Below are 23994 nucleotides of genomic sequence, written 5' to 3'. Positions count from 1 at the left end.
GCGGCAGAGAGGGAGCGCCCGGGTTTCCGGGCTGTGAGCGTTCCCGGCGCATCTTCGGGCGAAATGCAGCCGCCGGCTCACAAGGCACGCGGGCGGCAGGAAATGGCCGCACGGCCCGGCCCCGTTACAGGCTGAAAGGCTCCGCGCTCCGGCGCGCGGCCGGAGTAACAAAGCGGAGTGGAACCGCGGTGACGATACCGCCTCCGTCCTTTCGGCAGTCGAAGGGACGGAGGCGTTTTTTTGCGAAAGGGAGGGCTGTCCGTGTTTGATCGTTTGAAGGAGGAACTGGATTCCATCATGGAGCGCGATCCGGCCGCGCGCTCGCGGCTGGAGGTGTATTTTCTGTATTCCGGCTTTAAGGCTGTGCGCTCTTACCGCCGCGCGAATTGGTTTTACCGGCACAATCATAAATTCATTGCGCGCTGGATCAGCCAGCGGGCACGCCGCCGCACCGGGATTGAGATTCACCCCGGCGCAACGATCGGCAAGGGCCTGTTCATTGACCATGGTATGGGCGTTGTGATTGGGGAAACCGCTGAGATTGGAGACAACTGCACGATCTATCAGTGTGTCACGCTGGGCGGTACGGGAAAGGATCACGGCAAACGCCATCCCACGCTGGGGAACAACGTCATGGTGGGTTCCGGCGCGAAGATTCTCGGCCCCTTCACTGTGGGCGACAATGCCCGTGTTGCGGCGGGCGCGGTTGTTCTGGATGAAGTCCCGCCAAACTCCACCGCTGTCGGCGTTCCCGCCCGTGTTGTCCGCGTCAACGGCCAGAAGCCGTCCAGCCTCGATCAGATCCACGTTGGGGATCCTGTTGCGCTTGAGCTGTGCCGTCTCAATGCCGAATATGACAAGCTGGTCAAAAGGATGTGTGATCTGCATCCGGAGCTGCGTCTGTGCAGCGGCGGGGAATCTGCAAACAAGTAATCTCTTTCTATACTATATATAATGTAAGCAATGTAAGAACAAACACTTCGAAAGGAGCTTTCCCATGAAAATCTACAATACCCTGACCCGTCAGAAGGAGGACTTCATCCCCATCACTCCGGGCGAGGCGAAGATCTATGCCTGCGGCCCCACCGTGTACAACTTTATTCACATCGGCAACGCGCGCCCGATCTGCGTGTTCGACGTGCTGCGCCGTTATATGGAGTACCGTGGGATGAAGGTGACGTTCGTGCAGAACTTCACGGATATCGATGATAAAATCATCCGCCGGGCAAACGAGGAGGGCAGCGACTATCTCACCGTTTCCCGCAAATACATCGACGAGTACCGCACGGACGCACAGGGCCTGAACGTGCGCCCAGCCAGCGTACATCCGCTTGCCACAGAAAACATCGATGAAATCCTCTCCATCGTGGAGGATTTGGTGGAGAAGGGCTTTGCCTATCCCACAGAAAATGGCGACGTTTACTTCCGCACGCTCAAGGATACGGAGTACGGCAAGCTTTCGCATCAGCCCCTGGAGGATCTCGAAGCGGGCGCACGCATTGCAACGGGGGAGATCAAAGAGGATCCCATGGATTTCGCTCTTTGGAAATCCGCGAAGCCCGGCGAGCCGAGCTGGCCGTCCCCGTGGGGGCAGGGCCGTCCCGGCTGGCATATCGAGTGCTCCGCCATGGCACGGCGGTATCTTGGCAAAACCATTGACATCCACTGCGGCGGACAGGATCTCATTTTCCCGCACCATGAGAACGAGATCGCCCAGAGTGAATGCTGCAACGGCGTTCCCTTTGCGCACTACTGGATGCACAACGGCTATATTAATGTAGACAACAAGAAAATGAGCAAAAGTCTCGGCAACTTCTTCACCGTGCGTGATGTGGCGAATGAGTATGGCTACGAGCCGATCCGCTATCTGATGGTGGCCTCACACTACCGCAGCCCCATCAACTACAGCGTCGATGTGATTGAGCAGTGCCGCGCTTCCCTGGAACGTCTCTATCATTGCCGCGATAACCTTACACTCCTCATGGAGCACAGTGCTTCCGGGGAAAAGGAAGGGGAAGCGGAAATCCGCACCCGTTTTGAGACGTACCGCGCCCGCTTCATCGAAGCCATGGACGACGATCTGAATACCGCTGACGCGCTGGCCGCCCTCTTTGAGCTGGCCCGTGAGATCAACACCGTCCTGACAGCCGCGAACGAGCCGAGCCGGGAGCTGTGCGAATTTGCCCTGTCCCTGTTCGGGGAGCTGGCGGACGTGCTTGGCCTTCTCTACCAGAAAAAGGAAGCGTCGCTTGACGAAGAGATCGAAGCGCTGATCGCGCAGCGCGCCGAGGCCCGCAAAAACCGCGATTGGGCAACCGCCGACCGCATCCGCGACGAGCTCAAGGCCCGGCATATCGTGTTGGAGGATACCCCCCAGGGCGTTAAATGGAGCGTGGAGAAGTAAGAAGGAACAATCCGCCTGAAAAGGTATCTGCTTCCGCAGAAGGAAGCGTCTGTCTTGAAGTGTCCCAAATCGTTCCATTTCACAGGCTCCTTTCGTCATCTTTGTGCAAATTTTCTGTGAAACACCTTCGGGAATGTACTTGACAGAACCAGTAAAATGTCATATAATCCAAGTAAACATATAGGTGGTGCTACGGCGCTGCGCGGAAACGCGGGTCAGCTGCCGCCGCAGCACATGACTTCCCCCTCTCCGGGGGCGGTTCCCATGTATGTTCCATCTCTCATAGCACACGCAAATACGAACAACGAACTATTTTAAGGAGGACAAAAAGGATGAGAAAAGCCACAGGAAAAGTGGTATCTCTGGTGCTGGCTTTGGCACTGGTTGTTACCAGCTTTTCGTCAACTTTCGCCTTTGCAGCGACGAAGTCGGAATCTGCCGCCAGCGTCTCTGCTAAAGACGGAACCGTTTACCTGGCCAACCTCAGCAATGTTGCGGATAACGCTACTGCTTTGGAGAAGGCCAAAAAGAACGGCCAGAACCTGTTCAACATTACTGACTATGTGACGGGCGCTGAGCTTGAAACCTATGATCACATTGCGGTCCAAGACGTGGAGATTTCTTCTGTCTCCGTGTCCGGCGACAACATCATTCGTGTTACCAAGGTCACTGAGAGCAATAAGGATAAGGATTCCTATGTCAATGCTGATGTGGGCGATTATGTTGCTACCGTCCGTGACGTGAAGGGCACCGGTACTGCAACGGTTAACGTTCTGTACACCGGCAAGACCACCGATCGCGGCGAGGACGAGGTTACCGTTCGCGGCAGCAAGAGCTTCAAGGTTGTTCTGCTTGACGCCATGACCCCGGTCATGATGCCTGGCGAGACAGCTTGGGGCGACAGCATCAACGGTCTGCAGAAGAATCCGCAGTACCTTGACAGCAGCTACAAGTATGATGAGGTAAATGATCCGGACAAGGAGAAACCGATCACCTATGATTTCGCTAACGTTGTTCTGCCCCGTACGGGAAACGGCACTGCTGAGGTGAGCAAGGACAACTCTGCGAATACAGTGACGGGTCTCAAGCTGATCCAGGCTAATGATGAGAAGCAGTATGGTCCGGTGGCTGACAATCAGCTGAAGACCACCTTCATCGTTTCCGCAACCGGAACGAACAACTATCTGAAGGTTCTGGACAGCGGCTTTACCTATGGTATTGCGAAGCCTTCCGTGGGCAACTCTATCCGCCTGAACATTTACTCCGTCAAGTCTGTGGACGATGGCAAGAACATCGCAACCAATAAGATCGTGACCCAGAGCACCGCGAAGGTTGAGAACCGCGTTTCTGGCACCATCACCAATGTGGAGCTCGGCGACGGTTCCCAGGCCATGGTCGGCATCAATGGCATTGCTGGAAAGGAAAGCGTCCTTTCCAAGAGCAAGGCTTACGCAGAGATCGATGACATCGTTTGGGATGTCACCGGCGCTAACATTGAGTCTGACACTGCTATCGACATTTCCGGCGGTAAGCTCGGCAATGTGAAAGCAGCTGACGATGTTACGGTAAGCGGCGGCACCATTGGCAACGTTGAGGGTGCTAACGTGAACCTCTATGGCGGTTCTGTCAACGAGGTTAAGACTGCTGGTCATGTTGATATCAGCAACGCTACGGCTTCTTCCATTAAAGAGGCTCGTACTGTTACCATTCAGGAAGGCAAAGTGACCGGCGATGTGACGGCTACTGACTATGTGGAGCTGGCTCCTCTGAACGAGGAAGTTGAGGTTTCCGTGGGCGGCACCGTTACCACCCAGAAGCTGACTGTTGACGGCACTGTTGGCAAGGCTTCTGTCGGCGCTTATTTTGCTGACGAGTCCGATGGCTACACTGAGAGTGCTCTGACTCTGGAGGGCTCCAACGCTGTGGTCAACAAGATCGACGTGGACTATCGCAACACCACTGTTTCCCTTAACAACTTCCAGGGCACCATTCCGGCTATCGTGAACGGCAACTACACCGGCTACAGCGAGACCGGCGCTGTCCTGAAGTCCGAGAACACCGATGATTCCTATGACGCCACCAGAGCTACCGTCAATGGCAACATGAACATCTACACCATTGAGCTGAACTCCGGCGCTGTTACCTTCAATGGCAATGTTTCCGTTAACAACGTCTACGGCAGCGATGCTGATTTCATCATCAACGCTGGCGGCCTGCGTGTTGTTGACTCCGTTGCTACTTCCAACATCCTGAAGATCGCGAACGCTGCTGATGTCATTCCGGGCACCGTTGTTTACAGCGCTACCTCCGACATCGCGGACGAGAATTCCTTTGTTGGCTATGGCTTCACCCTGAAGACCGTTGCTGGCACGAGCAGCGATTCCTTCGTGATTGATGGTGTTTCCTTCGCTGGCCTGGCCATGGATAAGACGAACGTTGACCTCCTGGTTGGCGAGTCTGTCACCCTGACGGCTTCCGCTTACCCGAACGGCACGGCTCTGCCCGAGAACACCAAGATCCGTTTCTTCCTTGACGGCGACGAGAACTATATCTCCGGCACCGACAATGGCAACGGCACGGCTGTTGTGACGGCTAACAAGTACAATGCTGACTTCTCCGTTCTGAACAAGGCTACTGTTACAGCTGTTGTTTATGACGAGTTCGACATTGAGCTCGAGGAGTATGGCAATGCTGTTTGCCAGATCAATGTGATTGAGAAGCCGAAGACCACCTACACCTCCGACACCACTGGTGACGTGTATGTGCAGGCTGGCAACACCTATCAGTTCAAGATCACCTCTCTCGATGGCAAGGTTCCGAACTTTGGCATCGGCAGCCCGTCCTTCAAGCTGGTTGCTTCCTCCAACGAGGGTAACGACTACTTCTTCAAGGTTCAGGCTGTTGGCAACATTGGCGATGCCTGCGGCATCTACATCAACAGCGATCCGAACAAGGTTGCTGTGATGCATGTTGTGGCTGACTACACCTGCGACACCACCACCGTGAATGTTCCGGTTGGCGGCTCCTATCAGGTGAAGATCACCGCTAATGCTCGCCCGACTGTCGCTGCCGGCAACTCCATCTACACGGTTGAGTATGTCTCCAACAGCGGCAACGACTACTTCTTCAAGATTACTGCTACCCAGAACGCTAAGGCTGGCGATGTTGTTGGCTTCTATGTCAACGGCGGCCCCCGTGCTTTTGTGGCTACCACTGTCTGATTGAGTAGTTCGAACTACGGTTACTTGATTACTACTACTATCTCAACAAAATAAGTGTAGTTGTATTTGCGTCGCGGCTGCCTGGTTCGCCAGGCAGCCGCTTGTGCGTTTGAGAGCAGATGAGCATAAAGAAAAGGCCGTACACACAGCCCATTTTGTGGGGCCAACGTGTACGGCCTTTTTCTGTATTTTTGATTAGGATTTTGTTATTTAGTCGTTCTCCGGAGTCCCCCAAAGACGAGCACATTTTACAGCTTGATTCCATCCGCGCAGAACGAGGCGTCGTTTCTCTTCCTCCATCTCTGGTTCATAAACGCGGTCAATCGTCCAGTGGTCACGCACATCGTCAAGATCCTTCCAGAAGCCGGTGGCAAGTCCAGCCAGATAGGCGGCTCCGAGAGCGGTTGTCTCGCGCACAATGGGCCGCCGCAAGCGTTTGCCCGTGATATCCGCCTGGAACTGCATGATGATATCGCTCACACTCGCGCCGCCGTCGACTTTAATTTCATTGATTTCCAGCCCGGTGTCGGCCATCATGGCATCTATCACATCCTTAGACTGGAACGCGATGGATTCCAGCGCCGCCCGGATAATGTGGTTCCGGCTTGTGCCGCGTGTCAGACCGAAAATGGTGCCGCGCGCATGCATATCCCAATAAGGAGCTCCCATACCGGTAAAGGCAGGGACGAAATACACACCCTGAGAATCCTTGACACGCCCTCCAAAGTAATCCGCGTCAGGAGCATCTTTATAAAAACGCATTTCATCGCGAAGCCATTGCAGAACAGCTCCGCCGACAAAGACGCTGCCTTCCAGCGCGTAAGTAATTTTTCCGTTCAAGCCATAGCCAATTGTGGTGAGCAGGCCGTTTTTGCTTTGAACCGGTTCGTTTCCAGTATTCATCAAAATGAAGTTTCCGGTACCGTAGGTGTTTTTTACATCGCCTTTTTCAAAACAGGTTTGCCCAAACAAAGCGGCTTGCTGGTCACCCGCAATGCCACAGATCGGCACTTCGGCTCCTGCGATATTCATTTTCCCATAGATTTCGGAGCAGCTTTTCACTTCCGGCAGCACATTTGCGGGGATTCCCAGCTCCTTGAGAATCCGCTCATCCCATTGCAGCGTGTGGATGTTAAAGAGCATGGTGCGAGAGGCGTTGGTGTAGTCCGTGACATAGGCTTTGCCGTCCGTAAGCTTCCAGATCAGCCAGGTGTCGATGGTGCCGAACAGCAGGCGCCCCTGCTCCGCTTTTTCCCGTGCACCCTCCACATGGTCCAGAATCCATTTGATTTTGGTTCCGGAAAAATATGCATCCACCAACAGACCGGTGCTTTTCTTGATATAATCCGTCAGCTCCTGATTCTGCATAATTGCTTCACAGATCTCCGCTGTGCGGCGGCATTGCCAAACAATGGCGTTGCAGACAGGCAGGCCGGTTTCCCTGTCCCAGGCCACAACGGTTTCTCTCTGATTTGTTACACCGATTCCGGCAATTTCCTCGCCGTGAATATTCAGACGTGTAAGCGCCTCCATAAGAACGCCATACTGTGTCACATAAATATCCGTCGCATTGTGCTCGACCCATCCGGCTTGCGGGTAGATCTGAGGGAATTCCTTCTGCGCGACGGAAACAATATTTTGTTCGCGGTCAAATACGATGCACCGGCAGCTTGTGGTTCCTTCATCCAGTGCGACAATGTATTTTTTCTCCATGCCCCTTTTCAATCCTTTCCCTCCGCCCGGAAAACAAAAAAGCAGCACAACAAAGCGAACCCGCTTGTCATGCTGCTCTCCATCTCCACAGACAGTTTCTAATATCACTATAGCATGGAGTCTTTCTGTCTGTCAAGTTTTCTTTTCACATTTAAAACAATCTATTTTTACAAGATTCATACTTTTTATTCAATGCGACCACAAGCAAAAATTTCCTTCTTTCGTCTCCGCAAAGAAGAGCCGGACGGAATTCCTCGTACCTTTACAGCCAGCCCTTTCTTGAGTATAATGAGGAAAGGCAAAAATCGGAACGGAGGCAGGCCCAATGGCAAGGGAAAAGGAAGCCAAAACAAATGTGATGCGGATATTGGATAAGGAGAAGATCCCATACCGTCATTATACTTACGCACACGACGGTGAGGCGGTGGATGGGGAGTCGGTGGCCGCGATGCTGGGTCAAAACCCGGCGCAGGTGTTCAAAACTCTCGTCACACGCGGTGGAAACGGATTTTTTGTCTTTGTGATTCCCGTGAAAGAGGAACTGGATCTGAAAGCGGCGGCTCGCGCTGTGGGTGAAAAGTCGGTGTCCATGCTTCATGTCAATGAACTGCTTCCCACAACTGGCTATGTGCGCGGAGGCTGCTCTCCGATCGGGATGAAAAAACAGTTTCCCACCGTGGTAGACGAATCCTGCCTTTCTTTTGAAACGATCATTTTCAGCGCGGGAAAGATTGGTGCACAGGTGGAAATTGCTCCCTCTGCTTTGCTTGCCTTGACAGAAGGCTCCACAGCGTCCATTACGGTGCACCATGAGGAGGCGTGACATGGATAAGATTTATACAGATGGAATTCTTTTCGATCTGGATGGGACTCTCTGGGATTCCGGAGAGGGCGTCACAGAGGGCTATAACCTTGCCGCGCGCCGCATGGGCCTTTCCCGTGTGTTTACGCAGGACGATCTGCACGGGATCATGGGCTTGCAGGCACAGCAGGTGCTGGATAAACTTGTTCCTGAGCTTTCCCCGGCGGATCAGAAGCGATTTCAGGAGGAAGCTTGCCGCGGTGAATGTGAGATCCTGTGCACGGGGCGCGGCAGCTTTCTGCTTCCGGGTGTTCGGGAATTGCTTGACACCCTGCGTCCGCTTTGCCCCCTGTTTTTAGTCAGCAATTGTATGGACGGCTATATCGAGTCTTTTTTTGAGGCCCACGGATTGGCATCGTATTTTGCGGATTTTGAGCATCCCGGCCACACAGGTCTGAGCAAAGGGGAAAACAACCGCCTTGTCATCCAGCGCAACGGCCTGAAAAATGCTGTCTACGTTGGAGATGCGCAAGTGGATCTGGAAGGCGCGCGCACAGCAGGAATTCCGTTTATCTGGGCGCGGTATGGGTTCGGTTCCGTCACGGAATATGACGCGGCGCTGGACGATCCGCGCGATCTGCTGTATTTGCTTAACTTTATCAGCTGATCTCCCGCGTGCTAAAAAACTCCCGCAGATCCCTTTTTTCCGTTCTCTCTACTATGGTTTTATGGTATAATAACCGCAGAGTGGCCGGACGCGGGCTGTTTCATGCACGAAAGACATACAGCCGGGACGGCGGAGCCGTCTTGCGCGAAGTGCTCACCGCAGGTGTGGTATAATAATACATCAGCCTGTTCCCGCCTGTGGGGCTGTTCCCCGGCGCATGGCAGAATTTGCGGCCCGGAGCATCGCTGCAAGCCTTCGTGGTGCCGTACCCCAACCCACGGAAACATCTGAAATTATTTCCCACGCTAATTTCAGATGCTTCCCCTGCCAGCCGGTCAGTCTTGCGCGCCAGCGCAAATTTGGCCGGCCGCTCCCAGGGAAAGGGGGCTCAAACCTGACGTAGAAAACAAAGCGTGGGGTTCGAAGGGGCAAAGCCCCTCGCGGTTCTTTCCCCCATTTCTTGGCGGCAAGAAATGGGGGGCCTCCGCGGCCTGAGCGGATCGTACCCAAAACAGAAACCCGATTTGGAGAAAAATCCAATATGATTATTTTAGGCATTGACCCAGGATACGCCATTGTTGGCTATGGCATCGTGCGCGCGGAATGCGGACGGTACCAGCCTGTGCATTATGGCGCCATCACTACCCCCGCGGGGATGGAATTTGGGCGCAGACTCGAATTGATTTATGAGGAAACCCGGCTGCTGTTCAGCCGCTTCCAGCCGCAGGCGCTCAGCCTGGAGCGCCTGTATTTTCAGACCAATAAAACAACGGCGATCGGCGTGGCGGAAGCCAGAGGAGTGATCCTTCTGACGGCGCAGCAGGCCGGTGTGCCGGTTTTTGAATATACCCCGCTGCAAATCAAACAGGCTGTTACGGGGTACGGACAGGCGAAAAAGCCGCAGGTGATGGAGATGACAAGAAGACTCCTGTGCCTGCGGGAGGTGCCCAAGCCGGATGATACCGCCGACGCACTCGCCATGGCTATCTGCCACGGGCGGGCATCCGGCAGTGATCTGCGCCGCAGATTGCTTTCCGGCTCCATTCGCACAACAACAGGGAGGAATCCGCAGTGATTTATAGTGTATCGGGTACATTGGTACATCTGGAGCCGGGCGTGGCCGTGGTGGAATGCGGCGGCGTAGGCTTCAAGTGTCTTACCTCCATGAACACACAGCGCAAGCTGCCGAACATCGGCGGGCAGGTGAAGCTGTACACAAAGCTGAACGTCCGCGAGGACGCCATGGACCTCTTCGGCTTTGCCACACTGGCGGAGCTGAGCTGCTTTACGATGCTTACCGCCGTTTCAGGTGTTGGCCCGCGCGTGGGGCTTGCGATTCTCAGCGAGCTGGCTCCGGAGCAGGTGGCGCTGGCGGTGGCGTCCGGCGACAGCAAGGCTCTCACCCGTGCGAGCGGTGTCGGGGCGAAGCTTGCGCAGCGAATCGCGCTCGAATTGAAGGATAAGGTGAAAAAGATGGGCGTCGCCGCGGATGGAGGTTCACCGGTTTCTCCGGCAGGCGTTATGAGCGCCGCGGGAAATGCCGCGAACGCTGTCAGTGCGCTGGCCGTGCTGGGCTACACGCCGAGCGAGGCCGCATCCGTTGTGGCGAAATTCGACAGCTCGCTTCCCACAGAGGAGCTGATCCGGCTGTCTTTGCGGGAGATGGGCTCGAAGCTGTGAAAGGGGGCGGCTGACGCTTGCATACAGAATTCGAATACCCCGACAACGGGGGAAGTGAATACGATCTGGAAAATCGAATGGTTGCCCCGGAATATGTTCCGGAGGACGCGGAGGTCGAAAATCCCCTTCGTCCCAAAACGTTGTCCGAGTACATCGGACAGGAAAAGGTAAAGGAAAACCTCGCCGTGTTCATTGAGGCGGCGCGGCAGAGAAAGGAAAGCCTCGATCATGTCCTGCTTTACGGCCCTCCCGGCCTCGGCAAAACGACGCTGGCTGGCATCATCGCCAATGAGCTGGGCGTGGGCTTCCGCGTCACATCCGGCCCAGCGATTGAAAAGCCCGGCGACCTTGCCGCCCTTCTCACAAACCTGAATCCCGGCGACGTGCTGTTCATCGACGAGATCCACCGCCTTTCGCGCAGCGTGGAGGAGATTCTCTACCCCGCGATGGAGGACTTCGCGATCGACATTATCACCGGAAAGGGACAGATGGCCGCTTCGTATCACCTGCCGCTGCCGCGCTTCACGCTGGTGGGCGCGACGACGCGCGCGGGTCAGATCTCGGCCCCTCTGCGCGATCGCTTTGGCGTGGTTCTGCGGTTGGAGCTGTATTCCCCGGAGGAGTTGGCGCGCATCGTTACCAGAAGCGCACAGATCCTTGGAATCCCCGTGGAAGCAGACGGCGCGCTGGAAATCGCCTCCCGGTCGCGCGGTACGCCCCGTATTGCGAACCGCATGCTCAAGCGTGTGCGCGATTTTGCCCAGCTGATGAGCGGCGGGGTGATCACCTACGAAAGCGCGAAACTGGGACTTGACCGTCTGGAGATCGACGAGATCGGCCTGGACGCCAACGACCGCCGCATGCTCTCCACAATGATCCGCTTTTACAACGGCGGCCCTGTTGGCCTCGAAACGCTGGCTGCCGCCATTGGCGAGGAAGCTGTCACACTGGAGGACGTCTATGAGCCGTATTTGATGCAGATTGGTTTTCTTAGCCGTACTCCGCGCGGCCGCTGTGTCACGCGGGCCGCTTACCTGCATTTGGGCATGACCCCTCCCGGCGCGGAGCAAAGCGCCCAGCAAACCCTGTTTCATGATTGAAAACCGTTCGCGCCGGTTCGGCGGCGCAGATTGCATGAGGAGTGAAAGCTATTATGGGAAGACTTTTTGGAACCGACGGCGTGCGCGGCGTCGCGAACAGTGAACTGACCTGCGAGATGGCGATGAACATCGGCCGGGCTGCCGCCATGGTGCTGACGGACGATGACCGCCGCCATCCGCGCATTCTGATCGGCAAGGATACACGCAAATCCTCCGATATGCTGGAAGCCGCCATCACGGCAGGCCTGTGCAGTGTGGGCGCGAACGTGATTCAGCTCGGCGTTGTGCCGACTCCGGCGGTGGCGTTCCTCGTCGGAAAGTACAAGGCGGACGCTGGCATCGTCCTGACCGCCTCGCACAATCCCTGCGAGTTCAACGGCATCAAAATTTTCAGCGGCGACGGTTACAAACTTCCCGATGCGCTCGAGGAGCAGATCGAGGCGATCGTGCTGGACCATGTGGACACCCCTCCCACGCCCGTCGGCGGCGATCTGGGTACCGTAACCACCGCGCCGAACGTCGTGCGCGACTATGTGGATCACGTCAAATGCACCGTTCCCTTCTCGCTGGACGGCCTGCGCATTGCCATCGACTGCGCGAACGGCGCGTCGAGCCGCACGGCGGAGACGCTGTTCACGGAGCTGGGCGCAGAGTGCCATATGCTTGCCAATGAGCCGAATGGTGTGAACGTCAACGATAACTGCGGCTCCACCCATATGGAGGGCCTGATGGCCTATGTGAAGGAGCACGGCCTTGACGCGGGCGTGGCATTCGACGGCGACGCCGACCGCTGCCTTGCCGTCGATGAAAACGGCAACCTGGTCGACGGCGATTTCGTCATGGCGATTTGCGCCGCCGATATGAAATCGCGCGGCAAGCTGGCGAAATCCACGGTTGTCGGCACCATTATGACGAACATGGGCTTCAACCGCTTCTGTGACGAGAACGACATGAAATTTTCCTCCACCAAGGTTGGCGATCGCTACGTTCTGGAGGAAATGCTGCTTGAGGGCTACAATTTCGGCGGTGAGCAGAGCGGCCACGTCATTTTCCTGGACTTCGCCACCACTGGCGACGGTCAGATGACAGCGGCTCAGCTTCTGAGCATCATGCGCCGCCGCCAGGCGAAGCTGTCGAGCCTTGCCACCATCATGCAGCGCTATCCCCAGGTCATGGTCAATGTGACCACCAGTCCGGAGGGCAAGCTGCGCTTCTACACCGATACCGAGGTGAAGGAGAGCATCGAGAAGGCAAAGGCCGCTCTCGGCAGCACGGGACGCATCATCGTGCGCCCGTCCGGCACGGAGCCGCTGCTGCGCGTGATGGTCGAGGGAGAGAACGAGGAGCAGATTTCCGAGCTGGCCAATCAGGTCGCGGACGTTCTGCGTACCCGTCTCGCCTGACGCAAAAAGCCGGGGAATCCCCCGGCCCTGCGGAGAAGCCCGCGAGCCGGGCCTGTCCGCAGGGCCGGCGGCAGAACGAAGAAGAAGCTGGAAAGGCGGGAATAACGTGAGAGCCGCACAATGGAAAGACTATGAGTTGATCGATACCTCCGGCGGGGAACGGCTGGAGCGGTGGGGGGACGTTCTCCTTATCCGCCCCGATCCGCAGATCATCTGGGAAACGCCCCGAAGCGATCCGCGCTGGAAACAAGCGCACGCGCGCTATCAGCGCTCCTCCACAGGGGGAGGCGCGTGGCAGGAGTGGCGGCGTGTCCCGCCCATGTGGAAAATCCATTACCGTGAACTGACGCTGCAAATCAAGACCATGGGCTTCAAGCATACGGGTGTGTTCCCGGAGCAGGCTGTGAACTGGGATTTCGCCATGGAGAAGATTCGGAACGCGGGAAGGCCTGTGAAGGTGCTGAACCTGTTCGGCTACACAGGAGCCGCCACGCTGGCGTGCGCTGCCGCCGGAGCTTCCGTCTGCCATGTGGATGCAAGCCGGGGAATGGTCGCGTGGGCACGCGAGAACGCCGCCGCGTCGGGGCTTGCGGACAAGCCGGTGCGCTGGCTGGTGGATGACTGTATGAAATTTGTCCAACGGGAGCAGCGCCGCGGCAACACCTACGACGCGATCATCATGGATCCCCCGTCCTATGGCCGCGGGCCGGGCGGTGAGGTCTGGAAGCTGGAGGAGCAGCTGTATTCGCTTGTGACCCAGTGCGTGCCGATTCTCTCGGAGCGTCCGCTGTTTTTCCTGCTGAACTCCTACACCACGGGCCTCTCCCCGGCGGTGATGGAATATCTGCTCGGCGTGCTGCTCGGCAAAAAATTTGGCGGTTCCGTCTCCTCGGGGGAGATCGGCCTGCCGGTGACAGATACGGGATTGGTCCTGCCGTGCGGCAGCACAGCTATCTGGCAGGAATAGGAAGAGGGGAATCGAGGATGACGGAAAACGGATTTATCAACGCGCAGGACGTGATGTTTGCCTATGAGCCGGAGGAGGGCCGCGAGCCGCGCAATGTTCTCGACGGCGTGACGATTTCCATCCAGCGCGGCGAGTTTGTCGCTTTGCTCGGCCATAATGGGTCGGGCAAGTCCACCATGGCGAAAATGTTCAATGCCATGCTGCTTCCTACAGAAGGCAAGGTGTTTGTCGACGGCATGGATACGGTTGACGAGGCCGTTCTGTACGAGATCCGCCGCCGTGTGGGACTGGTGCTTCAAAACCCGGATAACCAGCTTGTGGCGAGCGTGGTGGAGGAGGACGTGGCCTTCGGGCCGGAAAACCTTGGTATCCCTCCGGAGGAAATCCGTGTGCGTGTGGACGAGGCACTCAAGGCCGTGGGAATGTACGATTTCCGTCTGAACGCACCATATAAGCTGTCCGGCGGACAAAAGCAGCGCATTGCCATTGCGGGCATTATCGCCATGCAGCCTGACTGCATTGTGCTCGATGAGCCGACGGCCATGCTGGATCCGCGCGGCCGCAGCGAGGTGCTGGAGACAATCCATCGCCTGAACGAGGAAAAGGGCATCACAATTGTCCTCATTACCCATTATATGGATGAAGCGGTGCAGGCCGGCCGCGTCATCGTCATGGACGGCGGGCATGTACTGCTGGAGGGCGGGCCGCGCGAGGTGTTTTCGCAGGTGGAGCTGCTCAAAAAGCATCAGCTTGACGTTCCTCAGGCCACGGAGCTGACCTACCGTTTGCAGGGGATGGGTTTCCCCATGCCCTGCACGCTGACGACCGAGGAGTGCGTGGAGGCGCTGGCTGCTTATCTGCCGCCGGTGCAGGCAGTCCCATAAGAAAAGGAGCCGGACGAAAGCCGGCATCGGGAAAATGACGGAACAAGACAGAGAGGGCAAGGGAACATGGCAGTTATCGAGTTAAAGAATCTGACCTATACCTATGGTGAAGGGACCCCCTTCTGCAAAACGGCGGTGGACAACGTCAGCCTGTCGATCGAGCAGGGGGAGTTTATCGGCGTGATCGGACATACGGGATCGGGCAAATCCACCCTGATCCAGACGCTCAACGGATTGCTGCGCCCCACCGGGGGCCAGGTGCTTCTCAATGGGAAGGACATCTGGGCAGAACCAAAGAAGATTCGGGAGGTGCGGTTCCGCGTCGGCATGGTGTTTCAGTATCCGGAGCACCAGCTTTTCGAGGAAACCGTGCTCAAAGACATCGCGTTCGGTCCGGGCAATATGGGGCTTTCCCCGCAGGAGGCGGAGGAGCGTGCCAGAAAAGCGGCAGCCTTTGTGGGCCTTTCGGAGGATTTTCTCAGCAAAAGCCCCTTTGAGCTTTCCGGCGGTGAGAAACGGCGTGTGGCGATCGCGGGCGTAATTGCTATGGACCCGGACGTTCTCGTCCTCGATGAGCCGACGGCAGGTCTTGACCCCATGGGGCGCGATGTGCTGCTCGCCCAGATCACCAGCTACCATAAGACGCGCGGCAACACCGTCCTGCTCGTTTCGCACAGCATGGAGGACATTGCCCGCACCGCCGACCGGATTTTGGTGATGAACTCCTCTCATATGGCCATGTTCGGCCCGACAAAGGACGTGTTTGCGCGCGGTGCGGAGCTGGAGGAGATGGGCCTGCGTGTGCCGCAGATCACCAAGATCCTCGCATGCCTGCGGGAGCGCGGCTGGCCGGTCGGCACCGCCCTGACGATGGAGGAAGCCGTGCGGGAGCTGCTCCCGCTGCTGGAGAAAGGGGGCGTGAAGGCATGATCCGTGATATCGCGTTGGGACAGTACATCCCCGGGGATTCCCTGGTGCACCGCATGGATCCGCGTGTCAAGATTGTGCTGGTGTTCCTGTTTATCGTGTTCCTGTTTGTAGCGCAGAATTTTGTCTCGCTGCTGCTTTTGGTGGTTTCGGTGGCGGCGTGCATTTTGCTTTCGGGTGTGCCGATGCGCCATTACCTCAAGAGCGTGAAAGCAATCCTTTTCATTGTCCTGTTCACTTCCGTGCTGAACCTGTTCTACGGCGGCGGGGAGACGCTGCTGAAAATCGGCTTTATGGAAATCAAATCGGGCGGCGTGAGCAACGCGATCTTTATCGCGGTGCGCATTATCAGCCTGATTCTGCTGAGCGCCGTTTTGACCTTCACCACCTCGCCCACCTCGCTGACGGACGCAATCGAACGTCTGATGAAGCCGCTGAAGGTGTTTCATATTCAGGTGCATGAAATCGCGATGATGATGACGATCGCGCTGCGCTTTGTGCCGACCCTGCTGGAGGAGACGGATAAGATCATGAGTGCGCAGAAGGCGCGCGGCGCGGATCTGGAAAGCGGGGGTCTGGTCCAGCGGGCCAAAGCGCTGCTGCCGATTCTGATTCCGCTGTTTGTCTCGTCGTTCCGCCGGGCCTACGATCTCGCGATGGCGATGGAATGCCGCTGCTATCACGGCGGAGAGGGCCGCACGAAGATGAAGGTACTGCATGCGGGAAAACGGGATGCCGTTGCCTGTGTGGTTGTGGTGGTAATTTGCGCCGCCGTTGTGGTGAGCAATATCGTTTTGCCCACCGTGTTGAGCTGAAAGGGCGATCGTTCAGAAAATCTTCGCATTTTTTTGATACTTTATTGAAATTCTCCGGATATACTGGACGATGGGAAACAGTACGCCGTCCGGAGGGAAAGGGAGCGCCATGAGAACGTTGTTGCTTGCCCTGGCCTACGATGGGGCCTGTTTCCACGGCTGGCAGGTACAGAAAAATGCCTCCAGCGTGCAGGAGACGTTTCAGGACGCTGTGGAGCGTGTGCTGGGAGAACGCCCGGACTGCAAGGGATGCAGCCGGACCGATTCCGGCGTCCATGCGAAATGCTTTTGTGTGAGCATGCGCACGGAGCATCCCATTCCCTGCGAACGTCTCATGGCGGCGCTGAATCATTTTCTCCCGGAGAGCGCCGCCGTTCTCGATGTCCGGGAAGTGCCGGAATCGTTTCACGCGCGCTATTCCTGTCTGGGAAAGGAATACGAATACCGGATCTGGAACGCGCGGGCGCGCAGTCCGTTTTTGCGCGGCCGCGCGCTTCACTATTATTATCCCCTGGATCTGGATCTTCTGAACCGTGCGGCATCTTGTTTTGTGGGTGCGCATGATTTTTCCTCGTTCTGCACGCTGGACGGGAGGGATAAGGGAGATCTTACGCGCACCATCACCCGTTCCGGGTGGAGGCGGGAAGGAGAAAGTGTGATCTATACCGTGGCGGCGGACGGCTTCCTGTATAACATGGTGCGGATCCTGGTGGGAACGCAGCTTTATGTGGCACAGGGAAAGCTTGCGCCGGAGGATCTGCCGCGTATTCTGGAAGCGCGTGACCGTACGAAAGCCGGCCCGACCGCTCCGCCGCAGGGCCTGTATCTGAACCGGGTTTTTTACCGCGGCCTGACATGTACGGAGGAAGGCTTTCAGGGGGAATACCATGAGTAGAAAGGCAAAGTATTATGCCGAGAGCACCGGTCCTTCCACGCGCCGGCGCAGGCGGAAACGGCGCCGGGAAGAGGAAAAGGAGCGGAAAATCCCCTCCTGGGTCTATCGTGTGGCGGTGGTCCTGATTGCGGCTGTGGCAGGGCTTGTCCTCTGGGTCAACCGTGACAATCTGACACCGGAAAATATAGTAAGCTGGGTGCAGGAGCGCGTGGTGGGACTGGGAATCGGAGACGGCTACCCTGTTCCCATCACCGGGAGCCAGGTAATGTCCCGCAATTTTATCAGTGAGAATGGTGAAATCGCCATAGTAAGCGACACGCATCTGACGGCGCTCAATTCCACGGGGAAAGAGCTGTGCAGCCGTCAGCACAGCTTCAACTTTCCCGTGCTTCGCCTGGCGGGCGGAAGGGCGCTGGTATATAATCTTGGCGGGAAAGGCTATCAGGTGGAGATGCGCACCAGGACCATCCTGCGGGGAGATGCCGAAGGGAATATTCTTGGCGGCGCTATCGCGCCCAACGGCCATTATGCTCTTCTGACCGAAAGCACAAACTATCTTGGATGTCTCACCGTTTACACCAAAAACAATGAAAAGCAGTATGAATACAACTTTTCAAGCTGTTATCCCGCTGCAGCAGCCTTGAGCACGGACAGTTCGCAGGCTCTTGTCTGCGGCGTGTATGCCGAGGGCGGCGCTTTTGCTTCCTCGCTCTATCTGATCGATCTCAACAGTTCGAAAACAGTGGAGCCTGTGGCCAGTTTTCCTGAGACCACACCGGTAGATGCGTTTTGGTACAGCGATGGCAGTGCGGCGGCTGTGGGCGATAAGCTGACAGCGGTGGTCACTTCCTCGGGATCTGTTGTGCAGTACGGGTATGGCGGATGGCTGCTCAATTCCTATGCAGGCGCAGACGGAATCACAGCGATCGGGCTTTCCCCGTATGCGAATGCGGCCAGCGGCAAGCTGGTGCTTTTGGATTCCTCCGGCAGCGAGAAGCGCTCCATTCCATTGTCCGGTGAGCCGGATGCCGTTTCCCTTTCCGGGAACACGGTGGCGGTGCTGGTGGATGGAACGGTCTATGCCTACTCGATCGCGGACGGCGTTTTGTTTGCTCAGGCTGAGGCCGGGGAGGACGCTGTGTCCATTGCGCTCGCTAATGAAAGCTCTGTATATATTCTCGGGGTTTCGGAGATCCGTATGGCTTCCCTGAATGGGTAAGCCCGGCGGATTCACCTGTTGATTCTGCGGCCTGCGGCCGGGAAAAGGAGAAGAAGAATGGGATTTTTACTGGATGTCGTGCTTGCCGCGGTGATGGTTGTTTCCCTCCTGCTTGGAATCAAGAGCGGCGTGGTGCGCACCCTGGTGGGGTTTGCAGGAGGAATTTTCGCCATGGCGGCTTCCGCTGTGCTCTCCGGCTTTGCCGCGGACGTGTTTTGCGGGATGGTGGGAGAAAGTCATGCCGCCACCCCGATCGAGTACAACATGATCCGGATTGTTGCGTCGGTCATTTTGTATGTGGCGCTGCAATTTTTGGTGTACCTCGCGGCCCGTGCGCTGGATCAGATGTTCCGGCTGCCAGGGCTGAATTTGATTAACCGTGTATGCGGCGCTGTGTTTGGTGCTTTGCGCGGGGCGGTGATTGCCGCTCTCCTGTGCGTGATCCTTACGCTGGCGCTGCCATACATGAAGGTGGATGAGGGGAAGCCTCTGCCGCAGGAAACGCTGCACAGCTCCTTCCTGTACCGCCAGCTTTATGAGGAAAACCCCGTGGCGCTGCTCTTTGCCTGAGCTTTGCCGCAAGGCTCCGGCCCGAATGGCGGGTTTGCGGCCGTGTCCGTCCAAGGAAGGATTTGAGAGGAAGATGGATCGATGAAGACCAGGAACAAAAATATCAATGTGCCGAACGCGCTTTCTCTGCTTCGGATCTTGCTAATTGCGCCGTTTGTGTATTATTATATACACAGGGATATCATTCCCGCGATCGCATGTCTCGTGCTGTCCGGCCTTTCGGATATGTTTGACGGGATGATCGCACGCCGCTTCGATCAGTTTACCGAGCTGGGGCAGATGCTCGATCCCATCGCGGATAAACTGACGCAGGGGACCGTGGCCATTTGTCTGGCTGTTGATTATCCGATCCTTCTGCCGCTTCTGGCTATCTTTGTTTTGAAGGAGCTGGCTATGCTTATCGGCGGCGCGTATCTTGTTCTGAAAGCAAAAAAACGTCCCAGCGGGGCCATGTGGTACGGCAAGGTTGGAACCATTCTGTTCTATGTGTCGTTCCTTGTGATTGTGGCGCTCAAGGGGATTTGGAAAGTGGAAATTCTTCCGCTGAATATCGCCCTGCTCTCCGTGACGGCGATATTCATGCTGTTTGCCTTATATAAGTATTTTCGAGTATTTCTGTCTCTGCTTCGTTCGGTGGATCCGAAGGATTCCATTGATCTGAAGGCGGACATCAAAGCAAAGCGCGAGCCGCAGGAGCACAAGGGCTAACCGGCACGCGCGGAAAAGAGGACGATTCATGATGCTATGTTCCAGATGCCATAAAAGGCCGGCGGTTGTTTTTATTTCTCCCAGCACCGGTTCCGGGGATCCGCAGGGGCTTTGCCTGACCTGCGCCAAGGAGTTGGGAATCAAGCCTGTCAACGATCTGTTGGATAAAATGGGCCTGAACGAAGAACAGCTCGACTCCATGGAGTCGGAGCTTGGCCAGCTGATGAACCCCGACGGCACGGATGACGAGGGGGAAGAGACCAGCGCTTTCACCCCCGGCGGCGCCGCCACCTTCCCGACCTTCCTGCAGAGCATTTTCCCCGGCATGGGAAAACAGCCTTCTCAGGAGAACGGTAAGACTGAGGCAGGCCAGCAGGAAAACGGTCAGAAGGGGAAAAAGGAGAAGCAGCGCACCAAGCGCCGCCATCTCAATGCTTACTGCACAAACCTAACGGCCAAGGCTGCCGCGGGGGAAATTGACGCGATCATCGGGCGCGACCGGGAAATCAGCCGTGTGGTGCAGATCCTCAGCCGCCGCACGAAGAATAACCCCTGCCTGATCGGTGAGCCGGGCGTCGGCAAGACAGCCATCGCGGAAGGTCTTGCGCTGCGCATTGCCGCCGGAGAGGTGCCTGCCCGCCTGCGGAAAAAGGAAATCCATCTGCTGGATTTGACGGCGCTTGTGGCCGGTACGCAGTTCAGAGGCCAGTTTGAAAGCCGTATCAAAGGGCTGGTCGACGAGGTGAAGGCCGAGGGCAATATCATCCTGTTCATTGACGAGGTGCATAATCTCGTCGGCACAGGCGATGCAGAGGGTTCCATGAACGCCGCCAACATTCTCAAGCCCGCCCTGTCGCGCGGCGAGATCCAGGTGATTGGCGCGACTACCTTTGTGGAGTACCGCAAGTATATTGAAAAGGACGCTGCTTTGGAGCGCCGTTTCCAGCCCGTCACCGTGGCGGAGCCGACGCTTGGGGAGACGACCGATATTCTGATGGGGATTCGTTCCTATTACGAAAACTTCCACCGCGTGCGTGTGCCGGACGCCATTGTCCGCAGCGCGGTCTCTCTCTCGGAGCGGTATATCACGGACCGTTTCCTGCCGGATAAGGCCATTGACCTTCTGGATGAAAGCTGCGCCCATGCTGCTCTGCGCAACAAGCAGATGGCCGATTATGATGCCGCTGCAGCGGAGCTGGAATCCCTGCGCTCCCAGGAAGAGGAGCTGACAGCGGAGGGGACAGAGCCGGATTATGAGCACCTGGCGGAGCTTCGCACCAAAATGGTGCAGCTGGAGCAGAAGGAGAAGGAGCTCGCCCCTGCCGCGCTCGGCGCACAGGTGGAGACAGAGGATCTGGCCAAGGTCATCGAGCTTTGGACGGGTATTCCGGCTTCCCGGATTCAGGAAAACGAGCTGAAAAAGCTGAGCCATTTTGAGGACGAGCTGAACCGTCATATCATCGGGCAGGAGGAGGCAGTGGCCGCTGTGGCGGCTGCCGTCCGGCGCAGCCGTGTGCAGATCAGCCCGCGCCGCCGTCCGGCCTCGTTTATTTTTGTCGGCCCCACCGGCGTCGGGAAAACGGAGCTGGTGAAGGTGCTCAGTCAGGAGCTGTTTGACACACCGGAAACGCTGATCCGTCTGGATATGTCGGAGTTTATGGAGAAACATTCGGTTTCGCGCATCATCGGTTCGCCTCCGGGCTATGTCGGCTATGATGAGGCCGGGCAGGTGACGGAAAAAGTGCGCCGCCGCCCGTATTCCGTTTTGCTGTTTGACGAGATCGAGAAGGCGCATCCGGATGTGCTTAATATCCTGCTGCAAATTCTGGATGAGGGTCATGTGACAGACGCACACGGCCGCAATGTGAATTTTGAAAACACCATCGTCGTCATGACCTCCAACGCGGGAAGCGAGCGCCGCGAGAGTGCGCTGGGCTTTGCGAAGGCGGAAGCCGATGTTTCCCGTGACCGGGCCATGAAGGCGCTCTCGGATTTCCTGCGGCCTGAATTCCTCGCTCGTGTGGATGAGATCGTGATTTTCCGCTCGCTTGACGCGCAGGATTTCCGCAAGATTGCCGCGCTGATGCTGGATGAATATGCCACAGCGCTCAAGGAGAAGTCCATCAACCTGATCTATGACGACAAAGCTACCGGCTGGCTTGCGGATCATGCGGTTGGCGGACGAAGCGGCGCCCGCGATCTGCGCAATCTGATCCGCCGGAAGGTGGAAGATCGGCTGGCAGAGCTTTTGATCGAGCAGTGCGACGCCCCGCCTGCCGGGATTCTGATCACAGCGGAAGAAGAAATTGTACTGCGTGTCCTGCCGTAAGGATGCGGTGTTTGCTCAAAAATTCTTTTTGTTTGGAAAAGGACGATTTTGTAGAAAAAATCGTCCTTTTTTTATTGACAGGATAAAAGTGATATGATATAATAATAGCCGTCGCAAAATGCGGGTGTAGTTCAATGGTAGAATCCCAGCCTTCCAAGCTGGTCGTGTGGGTTCGATTCCCATCACCCGCTCCATATCCCCTTTTTCATCTGAAAAAGGGTCAAGCATGCGCCAATAGCTCAGCTGGATAGAGCAACTGCCTTCTAAGCAGTAGGCCAGGGGTTCGAGTCCCTTTTGGCGCGCCACAGACTGGGTCAACGCATGCCGGAGAATACGCTGTAAGGGCGTTTCTCCGCAGCGTCCGGCTTTCGTACCGGACTCAGTTTTCTCCATGGTGGATGTAGCTTAGTTGGTTAAAGCGCCAGATTGTGGCTCTGGAGATCGTGGGTTCGAGTCCCATCTTCCACCCCATATAAAAATATGTGGCGCAAGACAGCAACGCTGTCTTGCGGCCCTTTTATCATTGGGCTGTAGCCAAGGGGTAAGGCAACGGACTTTGACTCCGTCATTCCGCGCGTTCAAATCGCGCCAGCCCAGCCATTGCCGCCCCTTATCGGGCGGAGCCGTCTGCAAAAAGCCGCATAATGCGATGCTTTTTGGATATAGATTAATATGGTATGAATCATTAGCTCAGTCGGTAGAGCACCTGACTTTTAATCAGGGTGTCCGGGGTTCGAATCCCCGATGGTTCACCAGACTGAGTCTGGACGCATTTTGCGCCCGGACTCTTTCTATTTTTGTTCCCTGTTGCCCGCGTTCGCGCTGGCAGTAAATGATACTATGAAAGAACGGGAGAAAGCCAAAAGGCTTTCTCCCGTTCTTTGCATATTTTCTATCGGGGATTTGAACCCGGAGGATCTGATTTTCTGTTTATCTCCATTGAAGGATAGGAAAGAATCTGTTAAACTGGGCTTATCAAAGCAGATAACATATTCTGAATTGGCCGGGAGGGAATGACGTGAGAAAATTTGCTGTGATGCTGTATCCTGATTTTTCGCTGCAAGAGATTACCTGTCTGACATCTGCTTTGACGGTTTGGTTTGGTGAAACAATTGATTTTATCGCCAGTGAGCACAAAGAATACCGAAGTGAGGAAGGTTTGCGGGTTTTGCCGGCGAAAACCGTTTCCGAAGTAAATATAATGGATTATGATTGTGTTATTTTGCCAGGGACCGTCAATCCGCTCCCCGCTTTGTTTGATGAAAAATTGATTGATTTTTTGAGGAATGGAGCCAATACAGCTGTTGTGTTTGCGGCGATTTCCTCCGCACCGGCTCTCTTGTCGAAAGCAGGTGTTTTGGACGGAAAGAAGTTCACGGCAGGGTATTTTATGCAGCTGGCCGATGTGTTTCCTTTTATTCAGACAGAAAACTTTGTGCATAAGCCAGTCGTGGAGGACGGTACTGTCATTACGGGAATCGGAATGTTCTTCCGGGAATTTGCAGAAGTGGTTCTGAAAAGATTTGGTTACGATGTTGGACATGCGTTTATGCGGGATAACCCGGCGGAATATACAGAAGAAGATTTGACGTTTTATTGGTCCGAGGAGGACTATCAGGAATTTTTGGAGGAACTGAAAGAATACCCGCTGCAATAGCTAAAAACGGCAGCGAAAGTCTGAAAGATACTG

The 23994-nt window shown here is 56.2% G+C and carries 20 protein-coding genes and 5 tRNA genes; 24 read left to right on the top strand and 1 reads right to left on the bottom strand.

Features of this window, described 5'->3' with window-relative positions:
• The first annotated feature begins 261 nt into the window (after nt 1–261).
• From epsC to B5F35_RS05920, 3 genes are all read left to right on the top strand, one after another.
• Complete coding sequence (epsC, locus tag B5F35_RS05930; protein WP_087239069.1) at nt 262–933, top strand: serine O-acetyltransferase EpsC; 672 nt, start codon at nt 262–264, stop codon at nt 931–933.
• A 64-nt stretch (nt 934–997) separates the two neighbouring features.
• Entirely contained in the window at nt 998–2404 is a 1407-nt protein-coding gene (cysS, locus tag B5F35_RS05925; RefSeq protein ID WP_087238993.1) for a cysteine--tRNA ligase, read from the top strand.
• A gap of 332 nt (nt 2405–2736) precedes the next feature.
• Nucleotides 2737–5625 carry an autotransporter outer membrane beta-barrel domain-containing protein gene (locus B5F35_RS05920; RefSeq protein WP_087238991.1) on the top strand — a complete coding sequence of 963 codons (2889 nt, stop codon included), beginning with the start codon at nt 2737–2739 and terminating at the stop codon, nt 5623–5625.
• A gap of 210 nt (nt 5626–5835) precedes the next feature.
• Here the strand turns inward: B5F35_RS05920 and glpK are convergent, their stop codons facing one another.
• Complete coding sequence (gene glpK, locus B5F35_RS05915; protein WP_087239067.1) at nt 5836–7338, bottom strand: glycerol kinase GlpK; 1503 nt, start codon at nt 7336–7338, stop codon at nt 5836–5838.
• Between the two features lie 325 nt (nt 7339–7663).
• Here glpK and ybaK point away from each other — a divergent pair, with 325 nt between their 5' ends.
• The 21 genes from ybaK (at nt 7664) to B5F35_RS05805 (ending at nt 23961) form a co-directional block, all read left to right on the top strand.
• Nucleotides 7664–8161: a Cys-tRNA(Pro) deacylase gene (gene ybaK, locus B5F35_RS05910; protein ID WP_087238989.1), complete on the top strand. Its 498-nt coding sequence runs from the start codon at nt 7664–7666 to the stop codon at nt 8159–8161.
• Nucleotide 8162: 1 nt separating this feature from the next.
• Nucleotides 8163–8807 (top strand): HAD family hydrolase, encoded by a 645-nt coding sequence (locus B5F35_RS05905; protein ID WP_162611343.1) that lies wholly within the window; start codon nt 8163–8165, stop codon nt 8805–8807.
• A gap of 541 nt (nt 8808–9348) precedes the next feature.
• Complete coding sequence (ruvC, locus tag B5F35_RS05900) at nt 9349–9882, top strand: crossover junction endodeoxyribonuclease RuvC (RefSeq protein ID WP_087238985.1); 534 nt, start codon at nt 9349–9351, stop codon at nt 9880–9882.
• Complete coding sequence (ruvA, locus tag B5F35_RS05895; RefSeq protein ID WP_087238983.1) at nt 9879–10487, top strand: Holliday junction branch migration protein RuvA; 609 nt, start codon at nt 9879–9881, stop codon at nt 10485–10487. Before ruvC ends, ruvA begins: the two co-directional genes overlap by 4 nt.
• 77 nt (nt 10488–10564) lie before the next feature.
• A complete protein-coding gene (gene ruvB / locus B5F35_RS05890; protein ID WP_087239066.1) occupies nt 10565–11587 on the top strand; it encodes a Holliday junction branch migration DNA helicase RuvB in 1023 nt (340 codons plus the stop codon).
• 53 nt (nt 11588–11640) lie between these two features.
• Complete coding sequence (gene glmM / locus B5F35_RS05885; RefSeq protein ID WP_087238981.1) at nt 11641–12990, top strand: phosphoglucosamine mutase; 1350 nt, start codon at nt 11641–11643, stop codon at nt 12988–12990.
• 106 nt (nt 12991–13096) lie between these two features.
• A complete protein-coding gene (locus B5F35_RS05880; RefSeq protein ID WP_087238980.1) occupies nt 13097–13957 on the top strand; it encodes a class I SAM-dependent methyltransferase in 861 nt (286 codons plus the stop codon).
• 17 nt (nt 13958–13974) lie between these two features.
• A complete protein-coding gene (locus B5F35_RS05875) occupies nt 13975–14841 on the top strand; it encodes an energy-coupling factor transporter ATPase (RefSeq protein WP_087238978.1) in 867 nt (288 codons plus the stop codon).
• A 66-nt stretch (nt 14842–14907) separates the two neighbouring features.
• Nucleotides 14908–15771, top strand: coding sequence for an energy-coupling factor transporter ATPase (locus tag B5F35_RS05870; protein ID WP_087238976.1), 864 nt, complete (start codon nt 14908–14910; stop codon nt 15769–15771).
• Entirely contained in the window at nt 15768–16583 is an 816-nt protein-coding gene (locus B5F35_RS05865) for an energy-coupling factor transporter transmembrane component T family protein (RefSeq protein ID WP_087238974.1), read from the top strand. The genes B5F35_RS05870 and B5F35_RS05865 overlap by 4 nt, the downstream gene beginning before the upstream one ends.
• Nucleotides 16584–16692: 109 nt before the next feature.
• Nucleotides 16693–17478: a tRNA pseudouridine(38-40) synthase TruA gene (gene truA / locus B5F35_RS05860; protein WP_087238972.1), complete on the top strand. Its 786-nt coding sequence runs from the start codon at nt 16693–16695 to the stop codon at nt 17476–17478.
• A complete protein-coding gene (locus B5F35_RS05855) occupies nt 17471–18697 on the top strand; it encodes a DUF5711 family protein (RefSeq protein WP_087238970.1) in 1227 nt (408 codons plus the stop codon). The genes truA and B5F35_RS05855 overlap by 8 nt, the downstream gene beginning before the upstream one ends.
• A 57-nt stretch (nt 18698–18754) precedes the next feature.
• Entirely contained in the window at nt 18755–19267 is a 513-nt protein-coding gene (locus tag B5F35_RS05850; protein WP_087238969.1) for a CvpA family protein, read from the top strand.
• Between the two features lie 81 nt (nt 19268–19348).
• Complete coding sequence (locus B5F35_RS05845; RefSeq protein ID WP_087238967.1) at nt 19349–19975, top strand: CDP-alcohol phosphatidyltransferase family protein; 627 nt, start codon at nt 19349–19351, stop codon at nt 19973–19975.
• Nucleotides 19976–20006: 31 nt separating this feature from the next.
• On the top strand, nt 20007–22304 hold the full coding sequence (locus tag B5F35_RS05840; RefSeq protein WP_087239064.1) for an ATP-dependent Clp protease ATP-binding subunit: 2298 nt from the start codon (nt 20007–20009) through the stop codon (nt 22302–22304).
• Nucleotides 22305–22424: 120 nt separating this feature from the next.
• Nucleotides 22425–22498: transfer RNA gene (locus B5F35_RS05835), tRNA-Gly, on the top strand.
• A 34-nt stretch (nt 22499–22532) separates the two neighbouring features.
• Nucleotides 22533–22609 (top strand) — tRNA-Arg (locus B5F35_RS05830).
• A gap of 89 nt (nt 22610–22698) precedes the next feature.
• A tRNA-His gene (locus B5F35_RS05825) sits at nt 22699–22775 on the top strand.
• 53 nt (nt 22776–22828) lie between these two features.
• A tRNA-Gln gene (locus B5F35_RS05820) sits at nt 22829–22904 on the top strand.
• A gap of 79 nt (nt 22905–22983) precedes the next feature.
• A tRNA-Lys gene (locus tag B5F35_RS05815) sits at nt 22984–23059 on the top strand.
• Nucleotides 23060–23322: 263 nt separating this feature from the next.
• Nucleotides 23323–23961, top strand: a complete 639-nt coding sequence (locus B5F35_RS05805) for a DJ-1/PfpI family protein (RefSeq protein WP_087238964.1) — start codon at nt 23323–23325, stop codon at nt 23959–23961.
• Nucleotides 23962–23994: the final 33 nt, after the last annotated feature.

Source organism: Anaeromassilibacillus sp. An200 (assembly GCF_002160025.1).
Lineage (GTDB): Bacteria > Bacillota > Clostridia > Oscillospirales > Acutalibacteraceae > Caccousia > Caccousia stercoris.
The sequence above is the reverse complement of the archived record's forward strand: the minus strand, read 5'-3'. Positions and strand labels throughout refer to the sequence as shown.